Source organism: Xinfangfangia pollutisoli (genome assembly GCF_020179405.1).
Taxonomy (GTDB): domain Bacteria; phylum Pseudomonadota; class Alphaproteobacteria; order Rhodobacterales; family Rhodobacteraceae; genus Pseudogemmobacter; species Pseudogemmobacter pollutisoli.
On the sequence record NZ_JAICBZ010000105.1, the window covers coordinates 1 to 11,757 of the forward strand.

Below are 11,757 nucleotides of genomic sequence, written 5' to 3' on the forward strand. Positions count from 1 at the left end.
TGGCGCCCACCATCGACAGCGGCCGCCCCGCCGCCGCCGCCGCCCGCACCAGCGGCAACACCAGATCCGATCCGGGCAGCAGCCGCACCGGCCGCCCCGCCAGCCGCGACAGCCAGACGATCGGATTGCCATCGGCGACAACCATGTCCTGCGCGGCATAGGCCGCCCGGAAAGCCGCATCGCGCGACAGTTTCACCAGATGGTCCAGATTGATCGTGGCCAGCGCAAAGCCCTGCCCGGCGGCCAGCCGCGCCGCCACATCGGCCAGCAGCGCCGGCGCATCGGCATGGGTCACCGCGATCGCGCTGCCCGGAAACTGGAACGTGAACTTGGTCTGGTCCGTCACCGCCCACCTCTGTTCTGGCGCCGGGCCGCTTCTAGCATGGGCGGGCCGCCCGCTCCAAAGCCTCTGCCGCGGCAACAGAATGTTTCCCCGGCCCTTGCGGCGGTGCCCGGCGTGGCCTGACCCCGCGCTTTGTGCTATCGCCAGCCCAAGGCCCCTTTCCTTTCGCTGCGGCAGCCCAAGCGCGTGATCCAACCGAACCTCTTCGCCTTCGTCATGCTTCTGTCCTGGCCGCTGGTGGTCTGGCAGCTGTACAGCCGGCTGGATGCCGGCCGCGCGCTGATCTGGACGGTGCTGGGCGGCTATCTGATCCTGCCGCCCTTGCTGAAATTCGACTTCCCCGTCGTGCCCGATCTGGACAAGGACACGCTGCCCGCGGTCTCGGCCCTGGTGATCACCGCGCTGAAACTGCGCGAGCGGCTGTCCTTCTGGCCCGAGGGGCGGCTTGGTCGCCTGCTGGTGGTGATGTTCTGCGCCTCGCCCTTCTTCACCGTCTTGACCAATACCGATGCGGTGGGGCCCCTGCCCGGCATGCGGCTTTACGACAGCGCCGCGGCGGTGGCGAACCAGGCGATCTTCGCGCTGCCGATGTTCCTGGCGCGGCGCGATCTAGCCACGCCGCAGGCGATGCGCACGCTTCTGGCCGCGCTGGTGGCCGCGGGCCTGGCCTATTCGCTGCCGATGCTGATCGAGGCGCGGCTGTCGCCGCAGGTGAATGTCTGGGTCTATGGCTATTTCCAGCACGACTTCTTCCAGACCATCCGCTTCGGCGGCTACCGCCCGGTCGTCTTCCTGCCGCATGGGCTGTGGGTCGCCTTCTTCGCGCTGATGTGTCTGGCGGCTTCGGCCGTCTTCCTGCGCGAAGGCCCGGCCGAGCGGCGGCCGCGGCAGCTGGCGGTCTTCCTGTGGCTGGGGCTGATGCTGTATATCTGCAAAAGCTTTGGCCCGGCCGCCTATGCGCTGGTGATGCTGCCGCTGATCCTGTTCGCCTCGACCCGGCTGCAGATTGCGGTTGCCGCGGCGGCGGTGGCGCTGGTTCTGGCCTATCCGCTGCTGCGCGGGCTGCATCTGGTGCCGCTTGACGCGATTGTCGATTTCTTCCGCAGCCTGTCGCCCGACCGCGCCTGGTCGCTGGAATTCCGCTTCCGCAATGAAGAGGCGCTGCTGGCCCGCGCCTCGGAGCGGCCCCTGTTCGGCTGGGGCGGCTATGCGCGCAACTTCCTGCATGATGCGGCAGGCCAGCCCACCGGCATTGCCGATGGCGGCTGGATCATCCAGATCGGCATTTACGGCTGGCTGGGCTATCTGGCGGAATTCGGGCTGCTGGCCCTGCCGATCTGGCTTCTGGCGCGTGAAGGGCTGCGCCGCGACGGCCCGCCGCTGTCGCCCTATGCCGCGGGGCTGGCGCTGATCTTCGCCTTCAACCTTCTGGATCTGCTGCCGAATTTCACTCTGGTTCCCGTCAGCTGGATGATCGGCGGCGCGCTTCTGGGCCATGCCGAGGCGCTGCAGCGCGCCCGCGCGGCCGGGACGCAGGCCGCCGCGCGGGCGCGGCCGCCGCGGACGGTGATCTGATGCTGCGCGCCGATCTTGGCATCTTCGCCCATGACGAGGCCCAGGGCATCGCCGCCATGGTCGCCCAGGCGCTGGTCCAGCGCGAGGCCTGCGCCGCAGCGGGGATCGACCTGCGCGTGCTGGTGCTGGCCAATGGCTGCCGCGACGATACCGCCGCCCGGGCCGCCGCCGCCGGGGCCGAGGTGGCCGATCTGCCGCAAGGGGGCAAAAGCCGGACCTGGAACCGCTTCACCCAGGATCTGTCGCGCCCCGAGGCCGCGATCCTGGTCTTTGCCGATGCCGACATCGCCTGGACCGAGCCGGATGCGCTGGCCCGGCTGATCCTTGGCCTGTCCGCGCGGCCCGGGCTTTGGGTGCTGAACAGCCGCCCGGTGAAGGACATCGCCCTGACCGGCGCCCGCACGCTGGTTGAAAAGCTGGCGCTGAAGGCCGCTGGCGGGCTGGACGACTGGAAGACCGCGATCTGCGGCCAGCTTTACGCCATGCCGGCCGCCCGGGCGCGCGCCTTCCGCCTGCCCGCGGGCCTGCCGGTCGAGGATGGCTTCCTGCGCGCCATGGTGCTGACCGATCAGCTGACGATCCCCGAGGATCTGAACCGGATCGACGGGCTTGACGGGGTCTTTCACCTGTTCGAAAGCGAACGCAGCCTCAAGGGGCTGATCCGCCATCAGGAAAGGATCGTGATCGGCAGCGCGGTCAATGCCTGCCTGTTCGACCGGCTGCGCGCCCTGCCGCCCGACGCCCGCGCCGCCGCCCTGACGCAAGCGGCCGCGGACGAGGCCTGGCTTGGCGCACAGCTGCGCGCCGGCCTGCCGCGCTGGCCCTTCCTCTATGTGCCGTTTCACTTCCTGGTGAAGCGGCTGACCCGTCCGGGCGCCCTGCGCCGCCTTCCGGTCACCCTGCTGGGGCTTGGCTTCGATTTCATTGTCTACCTGCGGGCGCAAATCCGCATGGCCAAAGGCACGGGCGCCGGGTTCTGGTAGGCATTTCCTAAGCTTTTGCCCAAAAACCTGCGCAGATCCGTACCGAAACGCGGCAGCATTGTGGCATTCCCATGGCATTGTCCCCAACCGGGGCACGATCCGGGAAACCCGCCTCGCAGGGTATCGCCGAACATGCGAATAGGTTAATTTCGATCGGTCTGACGGGCCGACATGAGAGGTGGACCGGGGCATCTCCCGCTGGGATCAGGACTGGAATGCAGAACGCGGCGACCGATCTTTTCACCGATCCGGCGGATTTGGCCGAAACCGATATCGCAATTGTCGGCATGGCGGCGCATTTGCCGGGTGCGGCGGATATCTCCGCCTATTGGCACAATCTGCGCGACGGAATCGAATCGATCCGCAGCCTGTCCGAAGCCGAATTGCTGGAAAATGGCGAAAGTCCCGCGCGGCTGCGGCGTCCGAATTACGTGCCCGCCGCGGCCGAGTTGCAGGGGTACAAGGGGTTCGACGCCGAGTTCTTCGGCTTCTCGCCGAAAGAGGCCGCGATCCTTGACCCGCAACACCGCGCCTTTCTGGAAGTGGCCTGGGAGGCCCTGGAAAATGCCGGCCACCCGCCCGAGGCTTTTCCGGGGGCAATCGGCGTCTGGGCCGGTTGTGGCATGGGCAGCTATTTCTACTTCAACCTGTGTTCCAATCCCGATCTGGTCGAACAGACCGGCATGTTCCTGCTGCGCCATACCGGCAATGACAAGGATTTCCTGTCCACCCGCGTCAGCCATATCCTGGACCTGAAAGGGCCCAGCGTGAATGTGCAGACCGCCTGCTCCACCTCGCTGGTGGCGGTGCATTACGCGGCGCAGGCGCTGCTCAATGGCGAATGCGACATGGCGCTGGCAGGCGGGGTGACGATCGAACTGCCGCAGGGCCGCGGCTATCTGTTTCACGAGGGCGAAATCCTGTCGCCCGATGGCCATTGCCACGCCTTCGACCATCGCGCCCAGGGCACGGTCTTCGGCTCGGGCGCGGGCTGCGTGGTGTTGCGGCGGGCGAAGGATGCGGTCCGCGACGGCGACCATATCTGGGCGATCCTGAAAGGATCCGCGATCAACAATGACGGCGCGGCCAAGGCCGGCTATCTGGCGCCCTCGGTCGACGGGCAGGCCGCCTGCATCGCCGAGGCGCAGATGATCGCCGAAGTGGCCTCGGACAGCGTGTCTTACGTCGAATGCCACGGCACCGGCACCTATCTGGGCGACCCGATCGAGGTTGCCGCCCTGACCCAGGCCTTCCGCGAAAGCGGCAGCGGCGTGGGCTCGTGCCGGATCGGCAGCGTGAAGACCAATATCGGCCATCTGGACACCGCGGCCGGCGTGGCCAGCCTGATCAAGGTCGCCCTGTCGCTGCATCACCGCCAGTTGCCGCCCAGCCTGGGATATGAGGCGCCCAATCCGGCAATCGACTTTGAAACCTCGCCCTTCCGGGTCAATGACCGGCTGACCGACTGGACGGGCCCCCTGCCGCTGCGTGCCGGGGTGAATTCGCTGGGCGTGGGCGGCACCAATGCCCATGTGGTGCTGGAACAGGCGCCGCGCGCCCCGGCGGCCGAGGCGTCGGACTGGCCCTTTCAACCCCTTGTGCTGTCGGCCCGCAGCAAGGCGGCGCTGGACGCGCAGGCGGCACGTCTGGCCGCGCATCTGCGGGCGCATCCCGAACAGCCTTTGGCCGATGTGGCCTTCACCCTGAAACAGGGCCGCCGCGCCTTTGACAAGCGGCGCGTGCTGGTGGCGCGCAACCATGACGAGGCTGCCGCCCTGCTGGACGGCGCCGATCCGCGCCGGGTGTTTGCCCATGACCATCTGGGCCCCTCGCCCGAAGTGGTGTTCATGTTCCCCGGCGGCGGCGCGCAATATGCCGGCATGGCGCGCGATCTGTACGAGACCGAACCCGTCTTCGCCGACTGGATGGATCGCGGCCTGTCGGTGTTGGAGCCGAAGCTTGACTACGACCTGCGGGCGCTGTGGCTGCCCGAGCCGGGCGCCGAGGCCGCGGCGAATGCGGCGCTGAAGCGCCCCTCGGTCCAGCTGCCGCTGATCATGATCACCGAATATGCGCTGGCGAAGCTGTATGAAAGCTGGGGCGTCAGCCCTGCCGCGCTGGTCGGCCATTCGATGGGCGAGAACACCGCCGCCTGTCTGGCAGGCGTGATGTCGTTTGAAGACTGCATCGGCCTTGTCCATCTGCGCGGGCGGCTGTTCGACACGGTGCCCGCGGGCGGCATGCTGTCGGTGCCCCTGTCCGAAGCGGCGCTGCGGCCCCTGCTGGGCGCCGATCACGACATGGCCTCGGTCAATGCGCCGGATCTGTGCGTGGTCTCGGGCCCCGATGCCGCGCTGGCCGATCTGGCGGCGCGGCTGGCGGCCGAAGGGGTGGAAACCAGCCGCATCGCCATCGACATTGCCGCCCATAGCCGGATGCTAGAGCCGATCCTGGCCGAATTCGGCGCCTATCTGCGGGCGATCCCGCTGCGCGCGCCTGCGCTGCCGGTGATTTCGAACCGCAGCGGGCTGGCGCTGACGGCGGCAGAGGCCACCGATCCCGACTATTGGGTCGCGCATCTGCGCAATACGGTGAATTTCCGCGCCTGTCTCCAGACGCTGAGTGCCACGCCGGGCCGGGTGTTCATGGAAATGGGCCCGGGCCGGGCGCTTTCCTCGCTGGCGCAGGCCAATGGCGTGGCCTCGGGGCAGGTCATCCCGGCGCTGCGCCACCCGGAACAGGCGATGGCCGATGATGCCTGGCACATCGCCTCGATCGCGCGGCTTTGGGCCTGCGGCGTGCAGGTGGACTGGGCGCCGATCTGGGGCGAGGCGCGGCGGCGGCGTGTGCCGCTGCCGGGCTATGCCTTCCAGCGCCGCGACTATTTCATCGAACCGGGCAGCGCCGCCGCCGCCCCGACCGATGCCGCGCCGGAACGGATCGCCGATCTGGCGCAATGGGCCTGGGCGCCGCAGTGGCGGCCCGAGGCTGCGGGCCCCGATATCGACGATCTGGCCGAGATGCCGGCGGAGTGCTGGCTGATCTTCGCCGATGCCACAGGCCTTGCCGCCGCCGCCGAGCGCCGCCTGCGCGCCGCCGGCCACCGCGTGGTGACGGTGCGCCCGGGCGATGCCTTCCGGCGCGACGGCGAGACGGGCTATGTCCTGCCGGTCGAACGCGGCCGCGAAGGCTATGACCTGCTGCTGCGCGATCTGGTCGCCCGCGATCTGGCGCCGCAGCGCATCCTGCATGGCTGGCTGGTGACAAGGGGCGAAAGCTTCCGCCCCGGGTCAAGCTTCCTGCACCGCAATCTGGAACAGGGCTTCTGGTCCCTGCTGTTCCTGCTGCAGGCCATGGCAGAAGAGGCCCTGCCGCAGCCCGCGAAGATCGCCGTCCTGACCACCGGCGCCGCGCAGGTGAAGGCCGAAGCCCTGCCCTATCCGGAAAAGGCCATGGTGCTGGGCCCGGTACGGGTGGCTGGCAAGGAAATGCCGGGGCTGGCCCTGTCGGCGCTGGATCTTGACCCCGAAGCCGGGGCCGAGGCGCAGGCCGCCGCCGCGCTGGAAGAGGCGCTGGCGCCGGGCGCCAGCATCGCCGCCCTGCGCCAGGGCCGCCGCTAGGCCCAAGGGGTGCGGCAGGTCGACCTGCCCGAGGCCGCGCCCGATCTGCCGCAGGGTGCGCATGTGCTGATCACCGGCGGCTTCGGCGGCATCGGCCTGACGCTGGCCGAAGACCTGATCCGCCGCTTTGGCGTGAAGATCACCCTGATCGCCCGCCGCGCCCTGCCCGAACGCGCGCTGTGGCGCGGCTGGCTGGCCCAGCACGGGCCCGCCGACCCGATCGCGCGGCGCATCCTGGCGCTGCAACGGCTGGAATCGCTGGGTGCCGAAGTGCTGGTGGCGCAGGCCGATGTCGCCAATCTGGTCGAGATGCAGGCCGCCCGCGATGCCGGCGTGGCACGCTTTGGCACGGTGCATGCGGTGATCCATGCCGCGGGCGTGGTGGATGACGGCCCGCTTGTCACCAAATCCGCCGCCGCCGCGGAAGAGGTTTTCGCGCCCAAGCTGCACGGCACCCAGGTTCTGGACCGGCTGTTCCCCGATGGCAGCGCCGCGCTGATCGTGGCCTTCGCCTCGACCTCGACCGTCACCGGCCCGGCCGGGCAGGTCGATTACGTCGCCGCCAATGAATATCTGAACGCCTGGGCCAAGTCGCGCGCCGGCGGCCGCACGCGGGTGATCGCGCTGAACTGGGGGATCTGGCAGGGCGTCGGCATGGCGGCCGAAAGCCTGTCGGACCGGATCGGCCGCCCGCCCAGCCCGCGCCTTCCGATCGAAAGCCCGCTGCTGGACGAAGCCAGTTTCGACGCCCAGGGCAACCGCATCTTCCTGGCCGATCTGACCCTTGACCGCTGGATCCTGGATGGCCACCGCACCGCCGATGGCCTGGCCTTGGTGCCCGGCACCGGCTTTGTCGATCTGATGGCCGAGGCCTGGGCCACCCAGGGCGAGGCGGGCGGGGTCGAGATCCTGGATCTGACCTTCTTCCGCGCGCTGGATCTGGCCGAGGGCGCCCGGGCCAAGCTGCGCGTCCGCCTGACCCGCTCGGACGAAGGCTATGAGGCGGCGATCCAGTCGGAGCAGACCGTGCAGGGCCGCAGCGGCTGGCTGACCCATGCCACCGCCGGGTTGCGGCCACTGGCGGGCCCCGCCCCGCGGCTGGACGTGGCCGCGCTGACCGCGCGCCTGCCCGAGCCGGAAACCGGCGAGGGGCTGGCCTCGCCCCAGGAACGCCATCTGCGCTTCGGCCCGCGCTGGCGGGTGCTGGCCGCCCGCAGCCTGGGCCCGGCCGAGGGTATGGCCCGCCTGCACCTGCCCGCGGCCTTCGCCGCCGAGGCGGGCCCCGGCGCCTTCCCCTTCCACCCCGCCTTGGCCGATCTGGCCACCGGCTGGGCGATGGGCCTGATCCAGGGCTATCAGAACGACCGGCTCTGGGTGCCCTTGCGCTATGGCAGCCTGCGCCTCTACCGCCCGCTGCCTGCCGATCTGATCAGCCATGTCAGGAATGCCGTGCCCAACACGGCCGACCGGCCGATGGCGGTTTTCGACATCACGCTTGCCACGCCGGAAGGCGAGGTCTGCGCCGAGATCGCGGGCTTTACCATCCACCGGCTGGACGGGCCGTTGACCCTGCCGCCGCCCGACCTGCGCGCGCTGGAACTGGAAACCGGCCCCGAAAAGCCGCTGTCTGCCGCCGAAGACCGGCTGATCGCCGCCTTCCGCCAGGGCATCCGCCCCGAGGAAGGCGCGCAGGTCTTTGCCCGCGCCTTGGCGCTGGGGCGGCCGCAGGTCTATCTGTCCTCGCTGGATCTGCCGGCGCTGATCCGTCAGGCCGAGGCCACAGCCGCGCCGCGCGCCGAAACTTCGGGCTTTGACCGGCCCGATCTGGACACCGAATATCTTGCCCCACGCAATGACATCGAAAAGACGCTGGTCGGCTTCTGGCAGGATCTGCTGGGCGTGGCCCGCGTGGGCGTCGAAGACAGTTTCTTCGATCTGGGCGGCCACAGCCTGATCGCGGTGCGGCTGTTCGCCATGGTGAAAAAGGCCTTCCGCGTCGATTTCCCGATCTCGATCCTGTTCGAGGCGCCCAGCATCGCGGCCTGCGCCGCGCTGATCGCCGCCGAACTGGGCCAGGAACCGGCCGAGATGGCGGCGCCGGGCGCCGACGCGGCCCCCGTCGCCCCCGCCCGGCGCGCGCCGCCGCGGCGCTTTACCCATCTGGTGCCGATGCATCAGGGCGAAGGCGGCGCGAAACAGCCCTTCTTCCTGGTCGCCGGCATGTTCGGCAATGTGCTGAACCTGCGCCATCTGGCCCAGCTTCTGGGCGGAGACCGGCCGTTCTACGGGCTGCAGGCGCGCGGCCTGTATGGCGATGACACCCCGCATGACAGTTTCCCCGCCGCCGCCACCGATTACCTGGCCGAGCTGCGCCAGGTGCAGCCCAAGGGCCCCTATCTGCTGGGCGGCTTCTCGGGCGGCGGGCTGATCGCCTGGGAAATGGCGCGGCAGCTGGAAGCGGCGGGCGAAGAGGTGGCACTGCTGGTGCTGCTCGACACGCCGCTGCCGATGCGGCCCGCGCTGACGCGCCGCGACAAGGCGCTGATCAAGCTGGCCGAATTGCGCGCCAAAGGCCCCGGCTATCTCGCCGATTGGGCGCGCAGCCGCTGGGAATGGGAAAAGGCGAAACGCGCCCCGGCGGGGGATGCGGCCGAGGCGGGCGATTTCCACAATGCCGCCATCGAACAGGCCTTCCGCGCGGCCCTGCCGCGCTATGCGATGACGCGGCGCGACGGCGCCACGGTGCTGTTCCGGCCGCCCTTGGATCTGCACTGGCAGGTCTCGGGCGGGCGCTGGGTCTCGGCCGCGAAGGAATATGTTCTCCCCGACAATGACCTGACCCGCTTCGCCCCGGCGCTGCAGGTGGTCGAGGTTCCGGGCGATCACGATTCCATGGTGCTGGAGCCGAATGTCCGCGTGCTGGCCGCAAGGCTGAAAGCCGTGATCGCCACGGCCGAAGACCGCAGCCCCGCCCCGGCCCAGCCCTTGCCCGCGGCGGCCGAGTAGCATCATGCCCAGACTTCTGACCGTGATCCTGAACTGGCGCAGCCCCGAGATGACGCTGCAATCGGCCGAGGCCGCGCTGACCGCGCTGCAGGGGGTCGACGGCGCGCTGACCATCGTCGACAACAATTCGGGCGATGGGTCCTTCGAGAAGATCTCGGCCGCGGTCGCCGCGCGCGGCTGGGACCGCGGGCCGCAGCAGGTGCGGGTGCTGCAATCGGGCCGCAATGGCGGCTTTGGGGCGGGCAACAATTTCGGCATCCGGGCCGGTCTGCCGGGCGGCGCGCGGCCGGATTACGTCTATATCCTGAACTCCGACGCCTTCCCCGCCGCGGATGCGATCCGCGCGCTGCTGGACCATCTGGAAACCCACCCCGCCACCGGCTTTGCCGGCAGCTACATTCACGGCACCGATGGCGCGCCGCATCGCACCGCCTTCCGCTTCCCTTCGATCGCCGGAGAGTTCGAGGCGCAGATCCGCTTCGGCCCGGTCTCGCGGCTGCTGCGCCGCCAGATCGTCGCCCAGCCGATCCCCGAGGCGACGGTGCGGGTCGACTGGCTGGCCGGCGCCAGCCTGATGATGCGGCAGGATGTGCTGGACCGGATCGGCCTTTTTGACGAGACCTTCTTCCTGTATTTCGAGGAAACCGACCTGTGCCGCCGCGCGGCCAGGGCTGGCTGGCCCACCGATTACGTCGTGGAAAGCCGCGTCGCCCATATCGGCAGCGCCTCGACCGGGATGAAGGACTGGGCGCGGATCCCGGGCTTCTGGCTCGACAGCCGGCTGCATTATTTCACCAAGCAGCACGGGCCCGCCTATGCCGCGGTCGCCACGCTGGCGGCGCTGGCCGGTGGCGCGCTGTGGCGCCTGCGGCTTCTGGTGCAGCGCAAGGACCGCGGCGATCCGCCACGCTTCCTGCGCGATCTTCTGGCGCATCATCTGCGCCATCTGACCGGGTTCGGGGGAACCAAACAGCCTGCGCCCAGCCCCGCGGAATAGGGGCATGGAGGATAACATGAGCTTTTGCGCCCTTCTCATCGGCACCGAAACCCTGACCGCGCAATGCGGCGAGGCGATCCTGGCCCGCGGCCACCGCATCGAAGCCGTCGTGACCGACGCGCCCGATCTGCGCCGCTGGGCCGAGACCCACGGCCTGCAGGTCCTGCCGCCCGGCCCCGGGCTTGCCGACCGTCTGCCGCAGGCCGACTGGATCTTCTCGATCGCCAATCTGCGGCTGCTGCCGGCGGCGGTTCTGGCGCGGGCCCGGGCCGGAGCGGTGAATTTCCATGACGGGCCGCTGCCGGCCCATGCCGGGCTGAATGCGCCGGTCTGGGCGCTGCTGGCGGGCGAGGCCGAACATGGCGTGACCTGGCATCTGATCGAGGGCGGGGTGGATGAGGGAAGGGTTCTGGAAGAGCGCCGCTTCCCCATCGCGCCGGGCGACACGGCGCTGACGCTGAACACCCGCTGCTTCGAGGCCGGGCTGGAAAGCTTTCCCGCCGTGCTGGACCAGATCGAGACCGGCATTCGCCCGCGCCCGCAGGCTGAAGGCCCGCGCCAGCTGCACCGCCGCGACGACCGCCCCGCCGCCTTTGGCCGGATCGACTTCACCCTTCCGGCCGAGCAGGTGCTGCGGCTGGTGCGCGCGCTGGATCATGGCCGCTACTGGAACCCGCTGACCACGGCCAAGATCGCCGCTTCCGCCGGCGTCCTGAACGTGGGCAGCGCCGAGCCGGCGCCGGGCGCCGGCGCGCCGGGCACGGTTCTGTCGGCCGATGATGCGGGTCTTGTCGTGGCCTGCGGCACGGGTGCGGTGCGGCTGAACCGGCTGTCCTGCCAGATCAAGGGCGGCGCGATCCGCCCCTCGACCCTGACCGACGCGGTCTTGCCGCTGCTGAGCGCCGATGAGGCGGCGCTGCTGACGGCCGCGTTGACCGAGGCGGCCCCGCGCGACCCGGCCCTGCGCCGCGCGTTGCGGGCGCTGGATCCACTGCCGCTTGAGGCCCGCCCCGCCGGGGCCGCGCCGGATTGGCACCGCCTGCCCCTGTCGGCCAGCCTGCCGCAGCTGGCTCTGGCCCTGCTGCGCGCCACCGGGGCCGAGGCGGGCGATGTCGCCCTGGCCGCCCGCGCCCTGCCCGGCTACCTGGCCCATTGGGCGCCGCAGCAGGGTTTCGCGGAAGAAGGGCGCATAGTCGAACAGCATCGCGGCCGTGCCGGTCTTGACGTAGTTCG

The 11,757-nt window shown here is 70.0% G+C and carries 4 protein-coding genes and 2 pseudogenes; 5 read left to right on the forward strand and 1 reads right to left on the reverse strand.

Annotated elements, in window-relative coordinates; genetic code table 11:
- Nucleotides 1-346: pseudogene (locus tag K1Y73_RS19590) on the reverse strand (WecB/TagA/CpsF family glycosyltransferase); the annotation flags it as partial.
- A gap of 183 nt (nucleotides 347-529) precedes the next feature.
- Here K1Y73_RS19590 and K1Y73_RS19595 point away from each other — a divergent pair.
- From K1Y73_RS19595 to K1Y73_RS19615, 5 genes and pseudogenes are all read left to right on the forward strand, one after another.
- The gene (locus K1Y73_RS19595; protein ID WP_225029989.1) at nucleotides 530-1,918 is read left to right on the forward strand and encodes a hypothetical protein; all 1,389 of its coding nucleotides are present in this window, start codon (nucleotides 530-532) and stop codon (nucleotides 1,916-1,918) included.
- Nucleotides 1,918-2,901, forward strand: coding sequence for a glycosyl transferase group 2 family protein (locus K1Y73_RS19600; protein WP_225029990.1), 984 nt, complete (start codon nucleotides 1,918-1,920; stop codon nucleotides 2,899-2,901). Before K1Y73_RS19595 ends, K1Y73_RS19600 begins: the two co-directional genes overlap by 1 nt.
- Nucleotides 2,902-3,116: 215 nt before the next feature.
- Nucleotides 3,117-9,527 (forward strand): annotated as a pseudogene (locus tag K1Y73_RS19605) (type I polyketide synthase).
- A 4-nt stretch (nucleotides 9,528-9,531) separates the two neighbouring features.
- Nucleotides 9,532-10,524, forward strand: a complete 993-nt coding sequence (locus K1Y73_RS19610; RefSeq protein WP_225029991.1) for a glycosyltransferase — start codon at nucleotides 9,532-9,534, stop codon at nucleotides 10,522-10,524.
- A gap of 16 nt (nucleotides 10,525-10,540) precedes the next feature.
- Nucleotides 10,541-11,757, forward strand: a 1,217-nt coding sequence (locus K1Y73_RS19615) for a formyltransferase family protein (RefSeq protein WP_263626704.1), incomplete at its 3' end; no start/stop codon positions are given.

Bases quoted from the DNA above. Each gene is read 5' to 3' on its own strand.
- K1Y73_RS19600 (WP_225029990.1), top strand. From the start codon at position 1,918: ATGCTGCGCGCCGATCTTGGCATCTTCGCCCATGACGAGGCCCAGGGC.
- K1Y73_RS19610 (WP_225029991.1), top strand. From the start codon at position 9,532: ATGCCCAGACTTCTGACCGTGATCCTGAACTGGCGCAGCCCCGAGATG.